General features: G+C 59.2%; 18 protein-coding genes. 13 read left to right on the plus strand and 5 right to left on the minus strand.

Going from position 1 to position 25,549, the window contains the following annotated elements:
* Positions 1-30: 30 nt before the first annotated feature.
* From SKTS_RS10135 to SKTS_RS10145, 3 genes are all read left to right on the plus strand, one after another.
* Positions 31-3,237: a DUF748 domain-containing protein gene (locus tag SKTS_RS10135; protein ID WP_173064145.1), complete on the plus strand. Its 3,207-nt coding sequence runs from the start codon at positions 31-33 to the stop codon at positions 3,235-3,237.
* A gap of 184 nt (positions 3,238-3,421) precedes the next feature.
* Complete coding sequence (locus SKTS_RS10140; RefSeq protein ID WP_244617303.1) at positions 3,422-6,631, plus strand: transglycosylase domain-containing protein; 3,210 nt, start codon at positions 3,422-3,424, stop codon at positions 6,629-6,631.
* 49 nt (positions 6,632-6,680) lie between these two features.
* On the plus strand, positions 6,681-7,118 hold the full coding sequence (locus SKTS_RS10145) for a hypothetical protein (protein ID WP_173064148.1): 438 nt from the start codon (positions 6,681-6,683) through the stop codon (positions 7,116-7,118).
* A 13-nt stretch (positions 7,119-7,131) separates the two neighbouring features.
* Here SKTS_RS10145 and SKTS_RS10150 read toward each other — a convergent pair whose 3' ends face one another.
* Both SKTS_RS10150 and metG read right to left on the minus strand, forming a co-directional pair.
* On the minus strand, positions 7,132-7,749 hold the full coding sequence (locus tag SKTS_RS10150) for an SRPBCC family protein (protein WP_173064150.1): 618 nt from the start codon (positions 7,747-7,749) through the stop codon (positions 7,132-7,134).
* A 5-nt stretch (positions 7,750-7,754) separates the two neighbouring features.
* A complete protein-coding gene (gene metG / locus SKTS_RS10155) occupies positions 7,755-9,818 on the minus strand; it encodes a methionine--tRNA ligase (RefSeq protein ID WP_173064153.1) in 2,064 nt (687 codons plus the stop codon).
* Between the two features lie 123 nt (positions 9,819-9,941).
* On the opposite strand from metG, the gene apbC reads away from it, so the two are divergent.
* Both apbC and dcd read left to right on the plus strand, forming a co-directional pair.
* The gene (gene apbC, locus SKTS_RS10160) at positions 9,942-11,030 is read left to right on the plus strand and encodes an iron-sulfur cluster carrier protein ApbC (RefSeq protein WP_173064156.1); all 1,089 of its coding nucleotides are present in this window, start codon (positions 9,942-9,944) and stop codon (positions 11,028-11,030) included.
* A 69-nt stretch (positions 11,031-11,099) separates the two neighbouring features.
* A complete protein-coding gene (dcd, locus tag SKTS_RS10165; protein ID WP_173064159.1) occupies positions 11,100-11,666 on the plus strand; it encodes a dCTP deaminase in 567 nt (188 codons plus the stop codon).
* 109 nt (positions 11,667-11,775) lie between these two features.
* Here dcd and SKTS_RS10170 read toward each other — a convergent pair whose 3' ends face one another.
* Positions 11,776-11,967: a hypothetical protein gene (locus tag SKTS_RS10170; RefSeq protein ID WP_173064162.1), complete on the minus strand. Its 192-nt coding sequence runs from the start codon at positions 11,965-11,967 to the stop codon at positions 11,776-11,778.
* Positions 11,968-12,223: 256 nt separating this feature from the next.
* Between SKTS_RS10170 and SKTS_RS10175 the strand changes: the two genes are divergently transcribed.
* The 7 genes from SKTS_RS10175 (at position 12,224) to SKTS_RS10205 (ending at position 21,083) form a co-directional block, all read left to right on the plus strand.
* Positions 12,224-13,321 (plus strand): efflux RND transporter periplasmic adaptor subunit, encoded by a 1,098-nt coding sequence (locus SKTS_RS10175; protein WP_173064165.1) that lies wholly within the window; start codon positions 12,224-12,226, stop codon positions 13,319-13,321.
* A gap of 2 nt (positions 13,322-13,323) precedes the next feature.
* Positions 13,324-16,467 carry an efflux RND transporter permease subunit gene (locus SKTS_RS10180; RefSeq protein ID WP_173064168.1) on the plus strand — a complete coding sequence of 1,048 codons (3,144 nt, stop codon included), beginning with the start codon at positions 13,324-13,326 and terminating at the stop codon, positions 16,465-16,467.
* Entirely contained in the window at positions 16,464-16,775 is a 312-nt protein-coding gene (locus tag SKTS_RS10185) for a DUF3240 family protein (protein ID WP_173064171.1), read from the plus strand. Before SKTS_RS10180 ends, SKTS_RS10185 begins: the two co-directional genes overlap by 4 nt.
* Positions 16,772-18,037: a TolC family protein gene (locus tag SKTS_RS10190; RefSeq protein WP_173064174.1), complete on the plus strand. Its 1,266-nt coding sequence runs from the start codon at positions 16,772-16,774 to the stop codon at positions 18,035-18,037. Before SKTS_RS10185 ends, SKTS_RS10190 begins: the two co-directional genes overlap by 4 nt.
* Positions 18,038-18,173: 136 nt before the next feature.
* Positions 18,174-19,739: a cytochrome C gene (locus SKTS_RS10195; protein WP_244617304.1), complete on the plus strand. Its 1,566-nt coding sequence runs from the start codon at positions 18,174-18,176 to the stop codon at positions 19,737-19,739.
* 77 nt (positions 19,740-19,816) lie between these two features.
* Positions 19,817-20,458: a c-type cytochrome gene (locus SKTS_RS10200; protein ID WP_173064177.1), complete on the plus strand. Its 642-nt coding sequence runs from the start codon at positions 19,817-19,819 to the stop codon at positions 20,456-20,458.
* Positions 20,459-20,516: 58 nt separating this feature from the next.
* Positions 20,517-21,083: a YceI family protein gene (locus tag SKTS_RS10205; protein WP_173064180.1), complete on the plus strand. Its 567-nt coding sequence runs from the start codon at positions 20,517-20,519 to the stop codon at positions 21,081-21,083.
* A gap of 70 nt (positions 21,084-21,153) precedes the next feature.
* On the opposite strand, the gene SKTS_RS10210 is transcribed toward SKTS_RS10205, so the two are convergent.
* Positions 21,154-22,203 (minus strand): class I fructose-bisphosphate aldolase, encoded by a 1,050-nt coding sequence (locus SKTS_RS10210; protein ID WP_173064183.1) that lies wholly within the window; start codon positions 22,201-22,203, stop codon positions 21,154-21,156.
* 336 nt (positions 22,204-22,539) lie between these two features.
* Here SKTS_RS10210 and SKTS_RS10215 point away from each other — a divergent pair, with 336 nt between their 5' ends.
* Positions 22,540-23,853, plus strand: a complete 1,314-nt coding sequence (locus SKTS_RS10215) for an MFS transporter (protein WP_198420343.1) — start codon at positions 22,540-22,542, stop codon at positions 23,851-23,853.
* Here the strand turns inward: SKTS_RS10215 and SKTS_RS10220 are convergent.
* The gene (locus tag SKTS_RS10220; RefSeq protein ID WP_173064186.1) at positions 23,837-25,174 is read right to left on the minus strand and encodes a sigma-54 interaction domain-containing protein; all 1,338 of its coding nucleotides are present in this window, start codon (positions 25,172-25,174) and stop codon (positions 23,837-23,839) included. The genes SKTS_RS10215 and SKTS_RS10220 overlap by 17 nt on opposite strands.
* Positions 25,175-25,549: the final 375 nt, after the last annotated feature.

Raw genomic sequence — 25,549 nt, forward strand, 5'->3', positions numbered from 1 at the left:
TGAGTTGCGAAGCCGCTCGTGGAGGTAAAAATGATGCGTATGAACCTGTTGTCAGCTATGGCGCTTTCCCGGTGGCAAAAAATCCTGCTGCGCCTCGGCATCGGTGTGCTGGCTCTGCTGGCTTTCGGATTTCTCGCGCTGCCGCCGCTGGTGAAGTATTTTGCGACCCAGGCCCTGAGCGAGAAATTTCACCGCACGGTGGCGATTCGGGAGGTGAGCATCAACCCGCTCAAGCTGTCGTTGCGGGTCAAGGGTTTCTCCATGTCCGACAAGGGCAGCAGCACGCCTTTTTTTGCCATAGAGGAGCTGTACGCCAACCTGGAATCGGCGTCCCTGCTCAAGGGCGCACCGGTGCTGGATGCAATCCAGATCAATTCGCCTTTCCTCAGGATCGTGCGGCGCGAGAACGCGTCCTACAACGTGGATGACATCCTGGCCGAGTTGCTCAAGCCTTCTGAAGACCCGCCGGTAAGGTATTCGCTCAACAATATCCTGCTCCAGGGCGGTAAGATCGAGTTCGATGATCGGCCTAACAAGGCGCAGCACACGGTTTCGGATATGCGGCTCAGCATCCCGTTTGTATCCAACCTGGTCTACCAGGCCAACATTTACGTACAGCCGGATTTTTCCGCCAAGGTCGATGGTTCGGCGCTGCATCTGGGCGGAAAATTGAAGCCCTTCAGCAAGAGTCGCGAGAGCGTCGTCGATCTGGAGCTCGCCGGACTCGACGTGGCCCGCTATTTCGAATATGTCCCGCTGACGCAGAAATTTAACGTCCCCTCCGCGCACCTCGACGCAAAGCTCAGCATCACTTTCGCGCAGCCGCCCGAGCAGCCGCCGGCCATCACCTTGTCCGGCACGGCTGCGCTGCGCGATGCCGTGATTACGCAAGGCAAAGAGCGCCCGCTGGCTCGTTTTTCCCTTTTGGCGGTGGATATTCAGAAGGCGGACTTGCTGCATAAAAGGCTGCAGCTCAAAAGCCTCAAGCTGCAGCAGCCGGAGCTGCAGCTGGCGCTCAACGAGGGGCATGAAGTCGCTGCAAGCGCCGGAGAAATCAGCCTGACCGGTGGCGAGCTGGACTATGCGGGTAGCGCGCCCGCACTGCGGCAGCCGGCGCTGGACGTGACTGCCTTGCACATGCGGCGTACGGGCGAGAAAGAGCCTTTCCTCGATATTTCGGCGTTTGCGCTCAAGGATGTCGCTCTGGACCTGGGCAAGCGCAGCGTGACGCTGGGCGAGGCGTCGAGCCCGGGGGGTAATATTCAGCTCAGGCGCGGCAAGAACGGTGCAATCGACCTGGTCGAACTGTTCGGCGGCGAGTCGGGCAAGGCTGCGTCCCCGGCACAGACCCCGTTCCAGTACGAAGTGCGGAAACTCTCACTGGCCGGGTATGGTGTCAAGTTTTCCGATGCTTCAAAGGATGCCCCGGTCAACCTGAACGCGGAAAATATCAGACTCGACGTGGAGAATCTCTCCAGCCAGAAAGATCGCCAGTGCAAGTTGATGCTGGCGCTGAACCTCGACAAAACCGGTGCGCTGTCTGCTGCGGGCGAACTGGGCATCAACCCGCTGGCCACGCGCCTGGCAGTGGATATCAAGGGTATCAAGCTGAGCCCGTTCCAGCCGTATTTTACCGACCAGCTCAATATCACCGTCACCGATGGTGCCGCGTCTGCCAAGGGCGAGCTCAAGGTGGCGAACGAGGGCAAGGATGGGCCAAGAGTTTCGTTTGTCGGCGATGCAAGCCTGGATCGTCTCGCCGCTATCGACAAGCTGGATGAAGAGGATTTTTTGAAGTGGAACCGTTTGAACTTCAAGCGCGTCAACGTTGCTACCCAGCCGTTGCGAGTCAATATAGCCGAGGTCGCGCTGGCAGATTTCTATTCGCTGTTGATCATCCATCCGGATGGCAGCCTGAATCTACAACACATCGTAAAAGAGCAAAAGTCCGGGACGCCAACAAAAGGCTCGGCAGCGCGTACTGCCGGCGCGCCTCTCAAACAGGCCGTTGCAGCGGCAGACAAGCCGCGCATCACGATCTCGAAACTCACCCTGAAAGGCGGCCAGGTGGACTTTTTCGACCACTTTATCCAGCCAAATTACTCGGCTCACCTGACCGGGGTGGGGGGCGATGTCAAGGGACTCTCGTCCGACGCCAGTACCCTCGCCGAAGTGGCGCTCAAGGGCAGGGTGGATAACCAGGGGCGGCTGGATATCACGGGCACGATCAACCCCCTGTCAGGCAATCTGGCGTTTGACCTGCTGGCCAATCTGAACGATTTCGAGCTTTCTTCCCTGACACCCTATTCCTCCAAGTACGCGGGCTATGGCATCCAGAAGGGCAAGCTGTCGTTCGACGTGAAATACAAGATCGAAAACCGCAAGCTGACTGCCGAGAATCACCTCTTCCTCAATCAGCTGACTTTCGGCGACAAGGTGGAGAGCCCGAGCGCGACCAAACTGCCGGTGATGCTGGCGGTGGCGCTGCTAAAGGACCGCAACGGCAACATCGATATCAGCTTGCCGATCTCGGGTTCGTTGGACGATCCTCAATTCAGCGTCGGCGGCATTATCATCAAGGTGATCGTGAATCTGATCGTGAAAGCAGTGACCGCTCCATTCGCCTTGATCGGCAGCCTGTTTGGCGGAGGCGAGGAACTGGCGTATCTGGAGTTTGATTACGGCAAGGCCGAAATGCCCGCAGGTGGACAGAGCAAGCTTGAAAAGATTGCCAAAGCGCTGCGCGATCGCCCTGGCCTCAAGCTGGAGATAGCCGGTCAGGTGGATCCCGAGCTTGATCGCGAAGGACTGAAGCATGCCATGCTCGAACATAAAGTTAAGGCGCAAAAATTCAAAGACCTGCAGGGCAAAGCGAATGACGTTGCTGCGATCGATCAGGTCAAGGTCGAGCCGGCGGAATATGCAAAGTACCTGGCCAAGGCCTACAAGCAGGAAAAAATTCCCGATAAGCCGCGTAACTTGGTCGGATTTGCCAAGGATTTGCCGGTAGCTGACATGGAAAAATTGATGCTCGCTTATTTTCAGGTGGACGAAGATGATCTGCGTGACCTGGCCAATCACCGTGCCCTGGAGGCCAAGGAATACCTGATCAACGAGGGCAAGGTGGAGCCGGAACGCATCTTTATCGTGACCAAGCTGGCGGCCAGGTCCGGGCAGGAAAAAGAAGCCGCCAAGGGCAAACGCAGCCGGGTTGATTTTTCGCTTGGAGCGCGCTAATCGATTGGCGGTGGCATGGCACGAGGGCTGGATAGTCAAATCTACCTATTTATCTAGGTGAAGAGCCCAATAGATTCGATGCATCAATAAACTAGACTCCGTTTGTGAGAAACTAAACGTCATCCACCATTATTTGGGCACTAAATTGCAATCCAGGATTTCCGACTTTTTCTCACGAAAACATTTGCCCAAATACCTTTTATCACCCGTAACTGCCGTTTTGCTTGTCGCTTTCGTTATTGCCGACATTCTGGCGTTCTTGCGGAAACACCTGCGCAAATATTTTTTGTTGCCGCTCACGGTCGTTCTGGTCCTCGCTTTAGTTGTCACTGGAATCCTGGCGTACCGGGAAGCGGAAACGTCCAGCTATCAGGCGCGCTACCTCAGCCACCTGGCTGGCAAGCTGCACTATGAACTGAAGAAGGGGCCCAATCCCGGACTGCGGATTCCCCAGGCGGGCCCCTATGATGTGCGACTCGGCTACAGTCGTCTTCCCTCCATGATCAAGCGGTTGCAGGAGAACGGGTTCGAGGTGGGGGCACAGGCGCGAATTTCTCCGCGCATGCAGGAACTCATCGACAAAGGCCTGTTTGCGCCTTACCGGGAGAAGACCCAGGCTGGGCTCAGAATTCTCGACGAGAAAGGCCAGGCACTTTACCAGGCCCGCTTCCCGACGCGAGTTTATGAGCGTTTCGAGACTGTCCCTCCCTTACTCGTGAACAGCCTGCTTTTCATCGAGAACCGCGACCTGCTCGATCCAGATCACCCCAAGAAGAATCCGGCCGTGGAGTGGATGCGGCTCGGTCAGGCGGTGATCGACAAGCTGATTCAGTCCGTCATGCCCGGTCATGACGTGCCGGGCGGCAGCACGCTGGCCACCCAGATCGAGAAATTCCGCCACTCGCCCGATGGCCTGACCTTGACTGTCGAGGACAAGATGCAGCAGATGGCCTCCGCCTCGGTGCGGGCTTACCTGGACGGGGAAAAAACGCTGCCCGCGCGTAGAGCCATCGTGGTGAGCTACCTCAACACGGTTCCGCTCGCGGCCGTGAACGGTTTCGGCGAGGTCAACGGGATTGGGGATGCGTTATGGGCCTGGTATGGACTGGACTTCGAACAGGTCAATCGTACCTTGCGTGCTTGGCCGGCAAACAAGTCCAACCTGGCCGAAGTCGCTAGCGCCTACAAGCATGCCTTGAGCCTCATGATTTCCCAGCGGCGTCCCTCGGATTATCTCTCCGGGGATCATGTCGCTCTCGAGGCGCTCACGGACAGTCACCTGCGGGTGCTGGCCAGGGAGGGAGTCATTCCATCCGATCTCAGGGATGCCGCATTGAAGGTCAAGCTTCATTTCAGGCGCGGCGCGTTGATTGAAGAAAATGGTGCTTATGCGTACCGCAAGGCGGCCAATGCCGTGCGCGTGCGCCTGGCTTCCGAGCTGGGTTTGAGCCGTTTGTATGAACTGGACCGTATGGACCTGTCGGTGAACACCTCCCTCGACAAGGACCTGCAACAGAAGGTTACGGAAATCCTGCGCAAGCTCAAGGACCCGGCATATTCGCGCGCCGCCGGCCTGTATGGCGATCGCCTGCTCGGTGCCGCCGATCCCGGCAAGATCATTTACAGTTTCACGCTGCACGAACTAACCCCGGAAGGCGCCAAACTGCGCATTCAGGCCGATAATTATGACCAGCCCTTCGACATCAATCAGGGTACCAAGCTGGACCTGGGTTCCACGGCAAAATTGAGAACCCTGGTGACCTACCTGGAAATCATCGAAAAACTGCACCAGCAATATGCCGACGCAACACCGGAAGCGTTGCGCGACGTCGCCGTCGCGCCCAACGACCGCATCACCCGCTGGGCTATCGATTACCTGCTCCAGGACGGCGACAAGAGTCTCTCGGCCATGCTCGATGCGGCCCTGGATAGGCAATATTCGGCAGACCCGGGCGAACTGTTCTTCACTGGCGGCGGCGCGCAGTATTTCAAGAATTTCAAGCATGAGGAAGACGGCGAGGTGATGAACCTGCGCGATGCGACTCGCAACTCCGTCAACCTCGTGTTCATCAGGCTCATGCGGGATATCGAACGCTATTACATGTTCCAGATTCCCGGCTCGTCGGCAAACATCCTCAAGGATATCAACGACCCGCAGCGTGAAAAATACCTCAAAAAATTCGCCGACAAGGAAGGCAAGGAGTTCATCGGACGCTTCTATCTCAAGTACAAGGGCAAGACAGCGCAGGAAATCAACGATCTTTTCTACGCCGGCCTGAGATCGACCCCACGCAGGCTCGCTGCGGCTTACCGTTACATCAATCCGAACAGCACGCCGACACAATTCGCGGCTTTTATGGAAACACGCTTGCCGAGTTTCAGAAATTCCGGCGCACATGCCACGCAAACCCTCTACGACACGTATGCGCCGGGCAAATATTCCCTGGCGGACCAGGGTTATGTCGCCCATGTGCATCCGCTGGAGCTCTGGCTGGTCCAATACCTGACGGCGCATCCCGGCGCCCATTACAAGGACGTGATCCAGGCCAGCAGCGCAGAGCGCATCGCGGTATATAGCTGGCTGATCAATACCGGGCGGAAAAACGTGCAGGACACAAGGATTCGCGACCTGCTCGAAGTGGAGGCCTTCCTGGAAATCCACCGCAGCTGGCAGCGTTTGGGCTATCCCTTCGACTCCCTGGTGCCTTCGCTGGCCACCGCCATCGGCAGCTCGGCGGATCGCCCAGCCGCCTTGGCGGATCTGATGGGTATCATCCTGAACAATGGCGTCAAGGTGCCGACCGTGATGATCGAAGGGATGCACTTCGCCGCAGGTACACCCTTCGAAACCGTCATCCGCAAACCGGCCGTCAAGGGTCAGCGCATGTTTTCCCCCGAGCTGGCATCCGCGGTGCGCAGCGTCCTGATCGGCGTGGTGGAAAGGGGGACTGCAGCAAGGCTCGCGCATGCCATCGTGAAAGAGGATGGCACGCAGATTCAGATCGGCGGAAAGACCGGCACTGGCGACCATCGCTACGTCACGTTTTCCTCGGCCGGGGTAATCAAGGAATCGCGGGTGGTGAACCGCTCGGCTACCTTTGTATTTTTCATCGGAGACCGCTTTTTCGGCACGCTCACCGCCTTCGTCCCAGGTGCCAGCGCAGCCGATTACCGCTTTACCTCGGGACTATCGGCGCAAATCCTGAAGTTCCTCCTGCCGACGCTGAGGCCGCTTACCGATACGGCTCGCCCGGTACCGGAACAAGTCCAGCAGGAGCGCAAAATGAAAAAGAAGATTCCGTCGGAAGAGCCTTCAGGTGATGAAGAGATCGATGCCACGCCGCCACCTGAACCGGTCGGTGAAAAATCAGTAGAAATTCATGCTCCGCTTTAGGCGGATAAAGGTAACATTCCTCTTCCTCAAGCAAGCACGAGAACATTGAATGGGTATTCTGGTAAATATCGTCAGCGCCGACGAGGAAGATGTCGAGGCCATCGGCGAGTCGCAGCATCCGGTCGTCGAGTGGAGCGGCATCGAGGCAAGAGACATCGACACGGCCAAGATCGTGACGCTGCACTGCCTCCTGACCGGCGAGGGACTGGAGGACGCTGTATATGCCTACGAGCCGGTGTACATTTCCGGCGACGACGGGCCAGTTGTGCTACGGATACCGGACGAAATCACGGAGAAGCTTGCCGGCCTCGAAGAAGAGGCCATCGAGCTGGTGGGCGAGGAACTGGCTGCCACCGAAGAATTCGAAATGAACGACTGGCCGGCCGAAGAGGTCCTGTCCCTGGTGGAAGAACTCGCGGCGCTGGCCCGGCTTGCAGATTCCCAGGGGCAGGCCATGTTCGTCTGGATGCACCCGCTGCTGACTTGACCGAATTTGGCCTTTATGCGCGCCGCTGCCCTCTCTTGCGAACAGCCGCAATGTGAGGCTCGGATTGTTTGGCGAGCTGTTCTCGTCGCATCATCTCTTCGCGCATGCCCTGAAACTGTTCGCGGACCTCGCTGCTGACCAGGCTTGGGCCGATCAGCGGCGGGATTGACAGCGTTGGTGTGAGCGTTGCGTTGTAGTTAACCCGCGTATTCTGGCCATCGGCTTCCAGGTAGGTCACGCTGTCCATGCTCTTCATGCTGCCGCCGGTGGCGTGAGACGTCACCTTGGAATACGGAAAGAGTTCCACGTCGCGCATGGATTCGAACGGGAAGCTCCACAGCCCCAGGGTGTAAGCGCCTTTCTGGGCCACCTTGAGAAGGTTGCCGTTGCGCGCCACGACTTTGCTGCTGGACAGATTGGGAATGAATCCCGCCATGCGGTCGAAGTCCGTCATGACTTCCCAGGCCCGTCTGGGTTTGACCGCCACCCGCATATCCACGGTGACGTGGAGGGTGTCGCCGTCCCGCTCAGTGTGGACGCTGATGTCCTGTTCGGGCGTGATGAAAACCTGTGCCAGACAAGCTTGCGACGCGACGAGCAGCAGGGCCAGGCAGGCGCGCATGACCCGCATGGCGCCTACTTGACCCGCATCCCGGGCTGAGCGCCGTCGTCCGGGCTGAGGATAAACAGCCCCGGCGCATCGCCCGAGGCGGCCAGCACCATGCCTTCCGACAGACCGAATTTCATCTTGCGCGGGGCGAGATTGGCGACCATGACGGTCATGCGGCCGATCAGCTTCTCTGGTTCGTAGGCGGATTTGATGCCGGCGAATACGTTGCGGGTGTTCGCCTCACCGATATCCAGCGTCAGGCGCAACAGCTTTTCGGCGCCTTCGACGTGCTCGGCATTGACGATCCTGGCGACGCGCAGGTCGACTTTGCTGAAGTCGTCGATGGAGATGGTTTCGGCGATGGGGGCGGTAGCGTGTTGCTGATGCTCTGCGTGACGAGTTTCGGAATGTGATTCGGTCATGGGTTTCAGGCTTTCCTGATTAGCGGCGACCATGCCTTCGATCAGTTTGGGATCGAGGCGGGTTGCCAGATGTTGGTAGGGATTGACGTGGGTCGGCAGAGTGGCGAGATCGGCCCAGCTGAAGTCCCGCTCCATGCCGAACAGCTCGCGCGCGACGCGCGAGGTCAGCGCCGGCAGCACCGGGCTCAGCAGGGTGGAGAGCACGTAGAAGCCGTGCAGCGCGCGCGAGCAGATGTCATGCAGTTCGGCACGCTTGGATTCATCCTTGGCCAGCGTCCACGGCGCGGCGGCGGCGATCTCGCCGTTGATGCGGTCGGCCAGCGCCATGATGTCGCGCAGTGCGCGGGCATAGTCGCGGGCCTCGAAAGATTCGGCGACAGTCTGGCCGCTGCCGATGGCGCCGTCGAGCAGTGGTTTGGAATCTGCGAAGGCCAGCTTGCCGTCAAAGAACTTGGTCAGGAACCCAGCGCAGCGGCTGGCGATGTTGATGTACTTCCCGATCAGATCGCTGTTCACCTTCGCCACGAAATCCTCAAGGTTCAGGTCGATGTCTTCCATCGTGCCGTTCAGCTTGGCAGCGTAGTAGTAGCGCAGGTATTCGGTGTTCCTGATGTGGTCGATGTAGCTGCGTGCGGTGATGAAGGTGCCGCGCGACTTGGACATTTTCTGCCCGTTGACGGTCAGGAACCCATGCGCAAACAGTTTGGTCGGGGTGCGGAATCCGGCGTGTTGCAGCATCGCGGGCCAGAACAAAGCGTGGAAATAGAGGATGTCCTTGCCGATGAAATGGTACAGCTCGGTTTCGGAGCCTTGCTTCCAGTATTCGTCGAAATCGAGGCCGTTCTGCGCGCACAGTTGCTTGAAACTGCCCATATAGCCGACGGGCGCATCCAGCCAAACATAAAAGTATTTGCCTGGCGCATCGGGGATCTCGAAGCCGAAGTAAGGCGCATCGCGCGAAATGTCCCAGTCGCTCAGCTTGTTCTCGCCTTCGCCGCCCAGCCATTCCTGCATCTTGTTGGCGGCCTCGGCTTGCAGCGAACCGCTACGCGTCCATTCGCGCAGGAATTGCTGGCAGGAGTCGGCTGAGAGCTTGAAGAAATAATGGTCAGAGTTACGCAGTTCAGGCTTGGCACCGGACACGGCGGAAAAAGGTTCGATCAGGTCAGTGGGAGCATAGGCCGCGCCGCAGACTTCGCAATTGTCGCCATATTGGTCTTTGGCATGGCACTTGGGGCATTCGCCCTTGATGAAGCGGTCGGGCAGGAACATGTTTTTGACCGGGTCGTAGAACTGCTCGATGGACCGCACCTCGATCAGGTCGTTCTTTTTAAGGGTGCGGTAGATGTCCTGCGCGCATGCCTTGTTCTCGTCCGAGTTGGTCGAGCCGTAGTTGTCGAAAGCTACATGGAACGCGGCGAAATCGTCGAAATGCTCCTGCCATACCCGCGCAATCAGCTGTTCCGGCGTGACGCCTTCCTTTTCGGCGCGCAGCATGATGGGCGTGCCGTGGGTGTCGTCGGCGCAAACATAGAAACACTGGGTGTCCGCTTGCATTTTGTGAAACCGTACCCAGATATCGGTCTGGATGTATTCCACCAGGTGCCCCAGGTGGATGCTGCCGTTAGCATAGGGCAGGGCGGACGTGACCAGGATTTTGCGTGTCATGGGAAACTCGGAACTGAAAAGCTGAAATTGTAACAAAGTCGGCCGCATGTAGTATGCGCGCTACTTTTTATTGTTTAAACTCTGCTATTTTTCGCAATAGCCCGGATTTATTTAGGAGCAAGCATGGCCGTTTCTGAACAGCAAGTGCAGGATGCACTCAAGGATTTGATCGATCCGCATACCAAGAAGGATTACATGTCCAGCAAGTCCGCCAAGAACATCAAGGTGGACGGCGGCAAGGTTTCTGTGGACGTGGTGTTGGGCTATCCCGCCAAGAGCGTGATGGACGACATCAAGAAGCTGGTGACGGACAAGTTGAAAACGATCGCCGGCGTGAGCGACGTAACCGTCAACATGAGCCAGAAGATCGTCTCCCACGCGGTGCAGAAGGGCGTCAAGCTCATCCCCGGCGTGAAGAACGTGATCGCGGTGGCGTCCGGCAAGGGCGGTGTGGGCAAATCCACCACCGCCGTGAATCTGGCGCTGGCGCTATTGGCTGAAGGCGCTTCTGTCGGCATCATGGACGCGGACATTTACGGTCCGTCCCAGCCCACCATGCTGGGCATCACCGGCCGCCCCGACTCCGCCGACGGCCAGAGCCTCGAACCCCTGATGGGCCACGGCCTGCAGGCCATGTCCATCGGCTTCCTGGTGGATGTGGAGCAGCCCATGGTATGGCGCGGCCCGATGGTCACCCAGGCGCTGGAACAACTGCTCAACGACACCAAGTGGAAAGACCTCGACTACCTGGTGGTCGACCTGCCGCCTGGTACCGGCGACATCCAGCTGACCCTGGCGCAGCGCGTGCCGGTCACCGGAGCGGTGATCGTCACCACGCCGCAGGACATCGCCCTGATCGACGCGCGCAAGGGGCTCAAGATGTTCGAAAAGGTGGGCATTCCCATCCTCGGTATCGTGGAGAACATGAGTCTGCATATCTGCTCCAACTGCGGCCACGAAGAACGTATCTTCGGCACCGGTGGCGGCGAGAAGATGTGCCAGGACTATGACGTGGAATTCCTCGGCTCGCTGCCGCTGGACATTCGCATCCGCGAGGAAACCGACTCGGGCAACCCGACCGTGGCGGCAGAACCGGATTCGCGCATTTCCCAGATCTACCGCGGTATCGCCCGCCGCGTGGCGATCCGGGTGGCGGAGCAGGCGCAGGACTTCAGCGCACGCTTCCCGAACATCGTGATCCAGAACACCTGATTCGCGGATTCAAGTAGAATGACGGCCAGCCCAAAGCTGGCCGTTTTCTTTTCGGACAAAGGTTGAGAAATGAGCATTAAATCAGACAAGTGGATCCGCCGCATGGCGGAGCAAACCGGCATGATCGAGCCGTTCGAGGCAGGCCAGGTGCGCGAGGTGGACGGGCGCAAGATCGTGTCCTACGGCACTTCGAGCTACGGCTACGACATCCGCTGCTCCAACGAATTCAAGCTCTTTACCAACATCAACAGCACCATCGTCGATCCCAAGAACTTCGATCCCAATTCCTTTGTCGAGGTGCATGCGGACTACTGCATCATCCCGCCCAATTCCTTTGCCCTGGCGCGCACCGTGGAGTACTTCCGCATCCCGCGCAACGTTCTCACCATTTGCCTGGGTAAATCCACCTACGCGCGCTGCGGCATCATCGTCAACGTCACCCCCTTCGAGCCGGAATGGGAAGGCTACGTGACGCTGGAATTTTCCAATACCACACCCTTGCCGGCAAAGATATACGCCAACGAAGGCGTGGCCCAAGTGCTGTTTTTCGAGTCCGACGAAGTGTGCGAAACCTCCTACAAGGACCGGGGCGGCAAGTATCAGGGGCAGGTCGGCGTGACCTTGCCGAAGATTTGAGCGTCTTCGCCTGAGTTGATTTAGCTTGCGTTGAATTTAGACCAAGTTTAATATCGCCCCCATGTCTACCAGCCGGAACAAATTTGTTCTCCTCCTTCTGCTGGCACTGCTACAGTGCTTTGCGCCCTTGCTGCACGCGCATACGCATGGCATTGGCGGTGCGAGTGGGGTGCACCTGGACGGGGTGGACGAACTTGTCGTCGCAGATTCCGGCAAGCCTGCTTTCATGGCGGATCGGAGCGATGCGCCGGCCATTGCCATGGTCCAGGAGTACCGTCAGAACAGGTCGATATCGTTGCATGCTGACGATCAACCCGCCCTGGCCGCATCAGCGTTATCTTTCTCCACCGTTTTCTTCCAGTTGCCTTTCCTGGCGCCTTCCGTTGTCACTACGCTCCCCGGCGGGCCGCTGATTTATTCCCGTCCGTTCTCGCAAGCTCCCCCTGCGGCCCTGATTTAGTCTTTGTCGTCGTGCCGTGGTTTCGCATGCGAAGCCTCGGCAGTGGTAGTTCCAAACAAAGCATTACCTCCATGTCCATGGAGGGAAGGGAATCAATATGCATTTAATCCGCGTTTTATCCGTCGTTATCATGTGCTGGACCGGGGTGGCGGCTGCCGCCAACGATATTCCGATGACGGCCAAGCAATCCCAGGCGCTGGGAATCGAAACAGTACCGCTGGCCGCACCTTCGAGTGCCGCCGGAAACGGCCTGCCGGCACAGGTGGTCATTCCCAACCAGCAGATCCGCATCGTCAGCGCGCCTCTGGCGGGCATGGTCGAGAGCATGGAGGTGGCGGTCAATCAGCCGGTGAAAAAAGGCCAGACGCTGGTGCGCCTGCAAAGCCCGATGCTGGCTGAATTACAGCGCGATTTTCTGCAGACGGCCCTGCAAGCGCAATTGGCGCAGAACACCTTGAGCCGCGACGAGAAACTGTTCAAGGACGGCATCGTGGCGGAAAGCCGCTATCTTGCGGCAAGGAACAACGCCGCGACGCAGGCGGCGGCGGCCAGCGAGAAGCGTCAGGCGTTGCGGCTGGCCGGCATGAGCAATGCCTCCATGTCGAAGCTGCAAGCCGGCCATACCATCGACAGTGCGCTCGAAGTAGCGACGCCCATTGACGGCGTGGTGCTGGAGCAGATGGTCGCGCCGGGACAGCGTGTGGATGCCGCAGCTCCCTTGTTCAAGGTGGCCAGGCTGTCCCCCCTGTGGCTCGAAATACAGGTTCCCCTGGCACAGGCCGGCGGCCTTCAGGCGGGCGCGTCAGTGCGCGTGCCGGCGGCGACGGCCAGCGGCAAGGTGATTTCTGTCGGCCGTAGCGTCGCCGAAGCCAATCAGACCGTCATGGTGCGTGCCGAAATTACCGACGGCGCCGACAATCTTCGCCCCGGCCAGTTCGTCGAAGCCGTAGTGGGTATGGCTGTCGGCCCCAAGCAGTGGAGTGTGCCAAACTCCGCTTTGGTGCGAGCGGAAAACCAGACCTACGTTTTTGTGCAGACAGCTGCCGGATATCGCCTGCAACCAGTCAGGATAATGGGGCAGACCACTGGCGCGGCGACCATCGGGGGCGAACTGCGCGGCAACGAGCGGGTGGTGGTGAAGGGCACCGTGGCGCTTAAAGCCGCGTGGCAGGGCGTCGGCAAGGGCGGGGAATAACCATGCTGGCCAGAGTCATAGAATTTGCGCTGACCCAGCGCCTGCTCATGGTATTGCTGACCCTGCTGCTGATCGGCGGGGGCGGCTATGCTCTCAAGAACCTTCCTATCGACGCCTTTCCGGACGTTTCCTCGACCCAGGTAAAGATCATCATCAAGGCGCCGGGCATGACGCCGGAAGAAGTGGAAGCGCGCATTGCCGCGCCCATCGAGGTGGAGTTGCTCGGCATCCCGAACAAGAAAATGCTGCGTTCCGTTTCCAAATACGCCCTGACCGACATCACGCTGGACTTCGAGGACGGCACGGACATCTACTGGGCGCGCAACCAGGTGGGCGAACGGCTGGCCAACGTGATGAAGGACCTGCCTCCCAATATCAGCGGCGGCATGGCGCCGATCACTACCCCGCTGGGCGAAATGCTGATGTTCACCATCGAAGGCGGTGACCTTTCCCTGGCCGAACGGCGCAGCCTGCTCGACTGGGTGATCCGCCCCGCACTGCGGACTTTGCCCGGTGTGGCGGACGTGAATTCCCTCGGCGGCCTGGTGCGCAGCTTCGAAGTGGTGCCTGACAATGCCGCACTGCAGGCGCGCGGCATTTCCCAGGATCAGTTGCAGCGTGCGCTGGAGGCTAATAACCGCAACGACGGCGCCGGGCGTCTCGGCGATGGCGAAGAAGTGCTGCTCGTGCGTGCCGAAGGTGCGATCAAGACACTGGACGACGTGCGCGCCATCGTCATTTCCGCGAAAGACGGCATGACGGTGCGGGTGGGCGATGTAGCCACCGTGCGTATCGGCGCCTTGACCCGCTATGGCACGGTCACCAAGGACGGCAAGGGCGAGGCGGTGGAAGGGTTGGTGCTGGGGCTACGCGGCGCCAATGCGCAGAAGGTGGTCGATGGCGTTCATGCCAAGCTCAAGGAGCTGGCGCCGATGCTGCCGAAGGGTGTCACCACCCAGATATTCTACGACCGTGGAAACCTGGTCGAGCGTGCAGTTGGGACGGTCACCAAGGCGCTGATGGAAGCCATTGTGCTGGTGGTCATCCTGTTGCTGCTGTTTCTCGGCAACCTGCGCGCGGCCTTGGTCGTGGCTGCCGTGCTGCCGCTGGCGGCGCTGATCACTTTCATACTGATGAGCTGGTTCGGCCTGTCGGCCAACCTGATGAGTCTGGGCGGGCTGGCGATCGCCATCGGCATGCTGGTGGATGCCGCGGTGGTGGTGGTGGAAAACATCGTCTCCCATCTTGCCCATGACAATACCGTGAAGAAGCTGCCTTATCTGCACGTGGTATATCGGGCGGTGCGCGAGGTGGCTGCGCCGGTGCTGGCGGGTATCCTGGTGATCATCGTGGTATTCCTGCCGCTGCTCACGCTGCAGGGGCTGGAGGGCAAGTTGTTCATCCCGGTAGCGCTGACTATCGTGTTTGCCTTGGCGGGCTCGCTGCTGCTGTCATTGACCATCATTCCGGTGCTGTCCTCGTTTTTCCTCAAACAGGCTAGCCATGACGATCCATGGTTAGTGCGCAAGTCCCTTCAGGTGTACGAGCCCTCCCTGCGCTGGGCGCTGGTCAACCAGCGCAAGGTGGTGGTTACTGCCCTGGTGGGGATCGTTCTGACCGGAGCGGTTTACACCCAGATCGGCAAATCCTTCATGCCGACCATGGACGAGGGCGACCTCATCATCGGTGTTGAAAAGCTGCCGTCCATCAGTCTGCAAGATTCGGCTGCGCTCGATTTGCGCTTGCAGAAAGAAATCATGGCGCGTGTACCTGAAGTGAAGGGGGTGGTTGCGCGGGTCGGTTCCGACGAACTCGGTCTCGATCCCATGGGGCTCAATCAGACCGACACCTTCCTGATCCTCAAACCGCGAAACGAGTGGCGCAAGCCCGACAAGGAATGGCTCATGGACCAGTTGCGCGTGGTGCTCAAGGACTTCCCCGGCATCGCCTACAGCTTTACCCAGCCGATCGACATGCGGGTGTCGGAAATGATCATCGGCGTGCGCGGCGACGTCGCGGTAAAGTTGTTCGGCACCGATCTGGACACCCTTAACAGCCTGTCTGCACGGATCGAAACCTTGCTCAAGGGGGTGAAGGGCAGCGAGGACGTGTACCGGGTCATGAACGACGGGGTGCAATACCTGAAAGTGGAAATCGACCGTCTCGCCGCCGGGCGCATGGGTCTCAGCGTCGACGAGATCGAAAATGCCCTGCGCGCCCAGCTCGAAGGGGTGACGGTGGGCACGGTGCTGGAAGGCAACCGGCGCACGCCGGTGCTGCTGCGCGGTGCCGACGAATTGCGCCTGTCGCCGTCGCGTTTTGCCGAGATTCGCCTGACCATGGCCAATGGCCAGAGCGTCCCCTTGTCCGCCGTGGCGCAGTTGAAGCGGGTCGGCGGACCGGTCAAGATCGACCGCGAGAATGCCAGCCGCTACGTGGTGGTGCAGGCCAATGTGCGTGGCCGCGACCTGGTGGGCTTCGTCGAAGAAGCCAAGCAGGCAGTAGCCAAGCAGATTCCGATGCCGAGCGGCTACAGCACGGTGTGGGGCGGGCAGTTCGAGAACCAGCAACGTGCCGCGGCGCGCCTGGCGATCGTGGTGCCGGTGGCGCTGGGGCTGATTTACATGCTGCTGTTTTCCACCTTCGGTTCCTTGCGCCAGGCGGCGCTGGTGTTCGCCAATATCCCGTTTGCCCTGATCGGCGGCGTGTTCGCGCTATGGATATCGGGCGAATACCTGTCCGTTCCGGCCTCGGTAGGCTTCATCGCACTGCTGGGTATCGCCGTGCTCAACGGCGTGGTGATGGTGAGTTATTTCAATCAGCTGCGCGCCCAGGGCATGTCCCTGGCGGAGGTGGTGGTGGAGGGGGCCAAGCGGCGCTTGCGCCCGGTCATGATGACCGCCGGGATCACCGCCTTCGGCCTGGTGCCGCTGCTGTTCGCCAGCGGGCCGGGGTCGGAGATTCAGAAGCCTTTGGCGATCGTGGTGATCGGCGGACTGGTGACATCCACCTTGCTGACCCTGATATTGTTGCCTATGTTTTACCAGCGCTTTGCTATTAACGAAAGTCGCGTAGCGACACCCCGTCCCCCTCGCCCGCCTGTGGGAGAGGGCAGGGGTGAGGGCGAAATAAGGAATAAATCATGAAACAACTGGACTGCTGTCTGACTATCGTTTTTCCCCAGGCGCTTGAGGAAAACCTGGTCGATCATTTATTGAGCCACCCCGAGATGGCGAGTGGCTTTACCACCAGCGTCGTCGAGGGCCACGGCGCCGGTGCCGCCTTTCACAGCGCGGCTGAGCAGGTGCGCGGGCGCGCCAACCGGGTGCAGATGGAGATTGTCATGAACCGCGAAGACGCGGCCACGCTGATCGAGCATTTGAAACAGGATCTGCCGAACCGCGAGGTTGCTTACTGGATCTCGCCGGTGCTGGAATTCGGGAGATTCGCATGAAACGGATATGGATTGCCGCCCTCATGGCGGTTGCATTTTCAGGTTACACGCAAGCGGCCGAGTTCCGGGATTACCCCGACCTGCCCTCGCAGCAGGTGGTGCAACAGGTGTTGCAGAACTATCCTTCGGTGCTTGCCGCACAGTCAGGCATCAAGGCCGGCGAGGCGGTGCGCGACCGGCTCGAAGCGGGCAGCCACGAATTCAATGTGACTGCCGGCACAGCGCGGCGGCGCGTCAGGGACACCGGGGAAAACCTGCGCGACTGGAATGTCGGGCTGGAGCGGGCGCTGCGTTTGCCGCGCAAGGCGGAGCTGGATTCCGCGCTGGGTAAGCAGAACGTAGTCCTGGCACAGAACGGCTATGGCGACGCCATGCACGAGGCGGGGCGGCGGCTGCTGTCCAGCTGGTTTGCCTGGTTGCGCGAGCGGAACAGCAGCGAGCAGTGGCAGCAGCAGGTGGAAGTGCTCAAGCAGCAGCTGGATGTGGTCACCCGCCGCGTCAAGGCGGGCGATGCCGCGCAACTGGAGGAGGAATTGGCGAGGGCTGCGGTGATGCAGGCGGAAATCGATCTGCAGCAGGCGAAACTGCGTGCCGATAATGCCACCGCCGTTCTGAAGCGACATTTTCCCGCTTTGCCGTTGCCGTCCTCGCCGGCGGTAGGCGCGCCCCAGCCCTTGACGCAGGACCTGGCCTATTGGCTCGATCTGGGGCTGGACCACAACCACGAGCTATTGCTTGCCCGCGCCGAATCGAGGATCGCCCAGCTCAGCGCTCAACGCGCCGACGCCGATCGCATTCCCGACCCCACGGTGGGGCTGCACTACATCTCCGAGCGCAACGGCAGCGACAACATCACCGGGGTGTCCGTGACGATCCCCCTGCCGGGTGGCGCGCGCCGTGCCGCCAGCACTGAGGCTTCCGCCCAGGCCGACATGGCCACGCAACGGGAGGCTTTGGTGCTGCGTCGCCTGGAGGCTGACATCACCTCGGCCTACAACAGCGCCCGGGCGTCCTATGCCACCTGGCAAAGCGCCACGGCAGCGAGCGAGCTGATGCAGCGCAACGCGGACAAAATGGCCCGAGCCTATGCCCTTGGCGAATCCGGGCTGAACGACGTGCTGCTGGCGCGCCGTCAAGCCATGGGGGCGCGCCTGGCCGGCTCATTGGCGCAACTGGAATCTTCGGAGTCCTTCTACCGCCTGCTGCTGGACACGCACCAGTTATGGCCGCTGGGGAACGAAGAGGAAGAAGGGCACCATTAATTAGCCATGGAGCGAAGAGCGTCTCGTTGTCTGCCGTAAGGTTCTTGTAAGTACCGCCGGTTTAAAGTGTTTCCAGGTTACAAATTGTGTGCGAGCCAGCAGCAAGTCCTCGAGAGGGACAAGCTGGCGAGTACGCATGATGAGCACCTTACATACCGGGGGAACAATGAGAATAACCATGAGAAGATTTACGGTGGGGGTGTCACGAGGCGCTTTGCGCAATGTGGCTCTGGTGTTCGGCGTGCTGGGAATATCCGCGTCGATGCTCCCCATCGATGCGCAGGCACTGCCGCTTTTTGCACGCCAAACCGGGCAAAACTGTGTGGCTTGCCACGCCGGCGGGCAGTTTCCAGAACTGACGCCCTACGGTCGCGCGTTCAAGTTGACCGGTTACACCATAGGCGACCGTGTCGCTGTGCCGTTGTCGGTTATGGGATACGCCTCTTACACCAAGGTCAGCGACACCTCGAAAAGCGACAATCCGGCAGCGGATTTCGCCAAAAACGGTAAGCCCGTTATCGGGGGCGGGAGCGTTTTCGCCGGCGGCAAAATCACCGATAATATCGGCGCGTTCATCCAGTGGACCTACGATAACTACGCGGCACAAGGCGTCAATGGGGAATGGCATGGCCATTCCTCGATGGATAACGTCGATATCCGCTATGCCGACCGGTTCATCAGCCCGAAGCGGGATCTGATCTTCGGCGTCAGCCTGAACAACAATCCCTCGGTTTCCGATCCATGGAACACTGCCTCAGCCTGGATGCAATATGTTCCAGGGGCCGGTGTGCCCGCCAACCAGTTCAACGATGCGGCCACGCCGTATCCCGGCAACAGTTCCGGCGGTAATGTCGCGGGCCTTACCGCGTATATGTATCTGAACAAGCTGCTCTATGCGGAATTGGGCGAATATCGCACGGCCAACGGGGTTTTCTCCCCGTTTTCAATGGGAAGTGACAATGTGGGTACGACACACCTGCAGGGCAGTAACAACCCCTATTGGCGGCTGGCGCTAACGCACGAGTGGGGGCCGCATAACATCATGGTAGGCACTTCCGGAAATATCGCGCACATCTACGATGACCCTACGGACACATCCGATCCGAACAGCGTTTCCAAAATATTGAGTACCGGTCTCGATGCTCAATACCAGTACATTCTCGATCCGCACACGATCACGGCACAGCTTGCCTACATGCGGCAAAGAACGAACTATTCGGCAAACACTGTCGCCGGCAATGCCGGGGCCGGGTCGCCTTTGGGGTTTGTTGCTGCAGACGGAGTTACTCCCCTGGCAGACCCCAATAATTCCGATACGACCAACACGTTCCGCGCCAAGTTGTCCTATGTCTACCAGGCCAAATACGGCGGCAGTTTGGCCTACTTCAACCTGACCGGCTCCACTAACACAGCGAACCAGACTTCCGGTTACGACCCAACAACCGGACTGATAACCAGCGATCCCAATGGCTTGCTTGGTGCGACGGCTTTGTCCACGCGCGTTAACGGCAACCTCTCAGGCAACCCGGCCACCCGCGGCTTTACATACGAAGCCTTCTGGATGCCGGTGCAATATGCTCGCGTCGGTGTGCAATACACCGCTTACAGCAAGTACAACGGCGCAACCGACAACTACGATGGCTTGGGCCGAAACGCAAGCGACAACAACACGCTCTTCTTCTATGTGTGGGGTGCATATTGAGATATCTGTCGAAGTTCCTGCCCGAAATGCTTATGCCGCGTACCCGACGCGAACGTCGGAATCTTCGGAGATTCGAGATGAAGAAAATTTTATTAACGCTGGCTGTCGGACTGGCTGTTGGCAGTTCCGGCTGCTCCAACATAGAACGCTCGCGCGACCTCGCCAACCCGAATGTCCCGGCATCGGTGACCGCCGTCCAGGTCTGCTCGAACTGCCATGGCATCGACGGCAATTCCGTATCACCGAATTTTCCGCGACTCGCCGCCCAACAGCCCGCCTACATCGTCGAACAGCTGACGAATTTCAGAGGTCAGCACCGCGCCGATCCAGCCGGCTTCGAGTACATGTGGGGCTTGAGCCACCACCTTACCGACGATCAGATCAAGGGGCTCGCCGACTATTTCTCGAAGCAGGTTGCGCAGCCCAATGCGCCGGTCGATGCGAAGCTGGCGGCCGCGGGCAAGGAAATTTACGAGAAAGGTTTGCCGGCCAAGGAAGCGCCTCCCTGCATCGCGTGCCACGGACCCAAAGGGGAAGGGCTTGCCAACTTCCCACGGCTTGCAGATCAGCACCAGGACTACATGATCAAGCAACTGCAAGTCTTCCAGAGAACCGATGAACGGCCGAATACGCCAATGACACAGGTTGCGCATTTGCTTTCTCTCGAGGAGATGAAGGCGGTAACCGGCTATTTGCAGGCGTTTCCAAGCGACAAATGACCTGACTCCGTCGCCGCTGGCGCCAGCCGGTTGCGATGGAGTTCCAACGGAGGATTTCATGAAAAGATACTTAGCTGCTTTCGCTGTTATGGGTGCGCTGGCCACGCCTGCGCGCGCTGCCGACAGCTACACCACCGATCCCGACTTTACCGCCCCGACTTTCGAGGTGACTCACCTGGGTTTCACGACACAACATGGCCGTTTCAACAAGTCGAGCGGCAAAGCCATGATCGATTTTGCGGCCAGGAAGGGCAGCGTCGACTTCACGGTCTACACCGAGTCGCTCGATATGGGTTCGGGCGCCTGGACGAAGCACTTGTTCGACGAGGGCTTGTTCAATGTGAGGAAGTATCCGACCATGACTTTCAAATCGGACAAACTGATTTTCGATGGCAACAAAGTTGTTGCGGCGGAAGGTCAATTCACCATGATCGGCGTAACCAGACCACTCAAGGTTTCGGTGAACGGTTTCCAGTGCGGCAGCCATCCGGCGAACAAGAAGGCGATGTGCGCCGGCGATGTCACTGCGACCATCAGGCGCTCTGATTTCGGGTTGACCAAGTACATACCGGCGGTGAGCGACGAAGTCCAAATCAGCGTTCCGGTCGAAGCCTACAAGAACTGAATTCGGGTGGGCTGAGTCGACACCCGCTACGCCCCTGCTCATTCCTGAGCAGGGGCGTTTTTCGTGACTGTTACGCCACCGTCACATTTTTTGCCAGATACACGTCCTGAATCGCATTCAGCAGTTTCACGCCGTCCGCCATGGGTTTCTGGAACGCTTTGCGTCCGGAGATCAGCCCCATTCCGCCAGCGCGTTTGTTGATCACCGCAGTGCGTACCGCTTGAGCGAGGTCGTCCGCGCCGCCCGATGCGCCACCGGAATTGATCATGCCTGCGCGGCCCATGAAGCAATTCACCACCTGGTAGCGGGTCAGGTCGATGGGGTGGTCGCTGGTGAGTTCGCTGTATACCTTGGGGTGAGTCTTGCCGAACTTGATGGCGGTGTAACCGCCGTTGTTCTCGGCCTGCTTCTGCTTGACGATGTCCGCCTCGATGGTGGCGGCGAGGTGGTTGGCCTGGCCGGTGAGGTCGGCGCTGGTGTGGTAGTCGATGCCGTCCTTCTTGAAGCCGGGATTGCGCAAATAGGCCCAGAGGATGGTGGCCATGCCCAGTTCGTGGGCGTGGGCGAAAGCTTCGCTGATTTCCTGGATCTGGCGCCGCGACTCCGGGGAGCCATAGTACACGGTGGCGCCGATGGCGACCGCGCCCATGTCGAATGCCTGGTCCACGCTGGCGAACAGGGTCTGGTCGTAGATTTCCGGCAGCGACAGTATCTCGTTGTGATTTATTTTCACGATGAAGGGAATCTTGTGCGCGTATTTGCGCGCCACCGAGCCGAGCACGCCGAGGGTCGAGGCTACCGCGTTGCAGCCGCCCTCGATGGCGAGTTTGACGATGTTTTCCGGGTCGAAATAGATCGGGTTGGGGGCGAAGGAAGCGCCGCCGGAGTGTTCGATGCCCTGGTCCACCGGCAGGATGGAGAGGTAGCCGGAGCCCCCCATGCGCCCGTGGTCGAACAGGGTCTGCATGGCGCGCAGCACGCCGGGGCGCAGGTCTTTCTGGGACACGATGCGATCCACGTAATCCGGGCCGGGCAGGTGCAGCATGTCCTTGGATACTTTGCACTGGTGGGTTAGCAGACTCTCGGCTTCTCCGCCGAGCAATGCGGTGATATCGGTCATGGCAAACTCCTTATTCACGCAACGGGAAAGGGCCAATATATCCCTATGTCTGCTATGCTTCAACCGTCATTTTATGACGGATAAAACCTAAAAACCTCAGTTGACCGCTTTCTTAATGAGTACATCACGCAATGGATTTAACTGGTTTATCCGTGAATTATGGGTTCACCTGTTTAGCATCATCGCTCCGCGGCGGATTATGCGGTTTTTGCGGCGCATGGCGGCGTTGCATCTCCTTGGAATGGAATAGCCATTCCGCGTCGTTGCGCCTTGCCCTGCACCGTAAAAACCACATACTCCACCACGTCCAACCAAGGTTTCTAGGTTAATACTGGCATGAGCGCAAAAATTCTGGCCGAAGGCGTGCGTCCGCGCGAGGTTTGGGCCTGGGCGATGTACGATTTCGCCAACTCGGGCTATACCACAGTGGTGATTACCGCTGTTTTCAATGCCTACTTCGTGTCCGTGGTGGCGCAGGGAAAGGACTGGGGCACATTCGCCTGGTCGGCAGCTCTTGCGCTGTCTTATTTTCTCGTCATGGTAACGGCGCCGGCCGTGGGCGCTTATGCTGACGCGTTCGGTGCCAAGAAGAGACTCCTGCTTGTCACTACCATCGGCTGCGTGGCTTTCACCGCCGCACTGGCGCTGGTAGGGAAGGGCGATCTGTACCTGGCGGTCGCGCTCGTGGTTCTCAGCAATTATTTTTTCGGCAGCGGCGAGAACCTGATCGCAGCCTTCCTGCCGGAACTGGCCAAGGGCGACGCCTTGGGCAAGGTCTCCGGGTGGGGGTGGAGCATCGGCTTTGTCGGCGGGCTGGTCAGCCTGGGTGCTGCGCTTGCCTATATCTCTTGGGCTCAAGGGCAGGGGCATGAGGCGGACAGTTTTGTGCCCGTAACCATGCTGATCACAGCCGGACTGTTCGCGCTTTCTTCGCTGCCCACCTTTCTGATTCTCAAGGAGCGTGCCTTGCCGCAGCCACACTTTGCGGGGCGCGGCATGGTCGCGGAGTCCCTGTCCCGTCTGGGCGACACGCTGCATCATGCGCGCCGCTATCGCGATCTGGCACGCTTTCTGTTGTGTCTGGTGTTCTACCAGGCGGGTATTCAGGCGGTCATTGCGCTGGCGGCCATTTATGCCCAGCAGGCTATGCATTTCGGCACGCAGGAAACCATCAGGATGGTGTTGCTGGTCAATATCATGGCAGCGGCCGGGGCCTTTGTGTTCGGCCACTTTCAGGACCGTCTTGGCCACATCCGCACCATCGCGCTGACGCTGCTGGGCTGGATGGTGATGATCCTGGTCGCCTATGACGCCGATACGCCGGGTAAATTCTGGCTGGCCGCGAACATTGCCGGCCTCTGCCTGGGCTCATCCCAGTCGGCCGGGCGCGCGCTGGTCGGTTACCTCAGTCCGCGCGAGCGCAGCGCGGAATTCTTCGGCTTGTGGGGGCTGGCAGTGAAATTGTCATCCATTCTGGGGCCGCTCACTTACGGCCTGGTGAGCTGGATTTCCGGGGGCGACCATCGTCTTTCCATGCTGATCACCGGCAGTTATTTTCTCGCTGGGCTGCTGCTCTTGATGGGCGTGAACGCAGAACGTGGCCGGCATGCAGCGCTGGCTGAGGACAACACCCCTAGTCGGGCTTCCTGAGCTTGCGGTACAAGGTGCGCTCGCTCATGCCCAGGTGTTCGGCCAGGGTCTTTCGGTCTCCCGGGAAATTTTCTGCCGCCCAGGCGAGGTAACGTTTCTCCAGCTTTTCCAGCGGGAGTATTTCGTTGAATGGAGGGGCTTGGGGCGGAATAATTTCGGCCCCTTTTTCTGTTTTGTCTGTTTTGCTCGTGTCGGCAGGCAAATGCTGCGGCAGGATGGTATTGCCGTCGGCGAGGATCGACGCACGCTCCAGAATGTTGCGCAGTTCCCGCACATTGCCGGGAAAGTCGTGGTTCAACAGGCGGTTCATGGCTTCCTTGCTGATGGTGATTCTCCGGCCTGGATCGAGGCGTGCCAGCAGTCTTTCCGCCAGCATCGGCAGGTCTTCGGTCCGCTCGCGCAACGGCGGCAGCGGGATGGGGAATACGTTGATGCGGAAGTAAAGATCCTGCCGGAACGACCCGTCCCTGACCATTTGCGCCAGATCGCGGTGGGTGGCGGCGATCAGGCGGAAATCCGCGCGCAGCGGTTCCACGCCCCCGATGCGGCGGTAAGTTCCGGCCTCCATCAGTCGCAGCAACTTGACCTGGAGCGACAGGGGAATATCCCCGACCTCGTCGAGGAACAAGGTGCCTCCGCGCACTGCTTCAACCAGTCCGATCTTGCGTCCGATGGCGCCGGTGAAGGCGCCTTTCTCGTAACCGAACATCTCGCTCTCGAACAGGGTTTCGGTCAGACCGGAACATTCCACCGCCACGAAAGGCGATGCCGCGCGTGGGCTCATGTCGTGGATGGCGTGCGCCACCAGTTCCTTGCCGGTGCCTGATTCACCCAGCAGCAGCACCGAAGTTTCACGTGCTGCGACGCGCTTGGCGAGCTCGAGCATGCGATTGAACGAGCGGGAGTAGCCAACCATTTCGTGATCGCGGACGCCGCCATGAGCATGGCGCAGGAAGTGCATGGTTTCCATGAAGTAGGTCGTGTTTCCGGCCTCGTTCCTGACCGGAACCACTTCCACTTCAACGTGTTCTCTTCCTGCCGAAGTGTGATGGACGTGGAACACACGGTTGAGCTCGCCGTTTTCCATGGAATCTCGCAACGGGCAGTTCTCGCCGGCCTGGTCGCAGGGCTTGTCGTAATGATGGGACAGCTCATAGCAGTAACTCCCGACGATTTTCCGGTTGCTGCCGAATTCGCGCCGGTAGGCTGTATTGGCAGCAAGTATGCGGTAGTGCTCGTCAAGAAGAATCTTCGGTTCCGGGAAGCTATCCAGTAGCGAAATGAGTTCGGCAGGAATGTTTGTGTCAATGGTGGCTGTCATGGGTGGCTTTGTATGTCATATATGGCGTAATTCAAGCATATTAACACCATATGTCCTTGTTTTATCAGGTTGATAAAAGTCATACCCTAATACCCGTCCCGGCACGGTGTTTTTTGCCCATCGCGCTGAAGATCATGCCCCTGGCGCATGGCCACTAAGTATTGTTGCGGCAGGCGCAAATAATCCGCTATGCCATTTTAGGATCATCTATAACTTACAACCGCCATTTCTGGCATACAAATAGCCGAGTATATCTTTGCTATTTGCCAATGGATTTTTGTTACGCTTTGATTTTAAACATAATTGTTCAACCTGCATGGGGTGGTACGCCTATTGCTTATGTTTAATCGGCGATTGATGCAACAGCTGCTAAGT

The organism is Sulfurimicrobium lacus (assembly GCF_011764585.1).
GTDB lineage: Bacteria > Pseudomonadota > Gammaproteobacteria > Burkholderiales > Sulfuricellaceae > Sulfurimicrobium > Sulfurimicrobium lacus.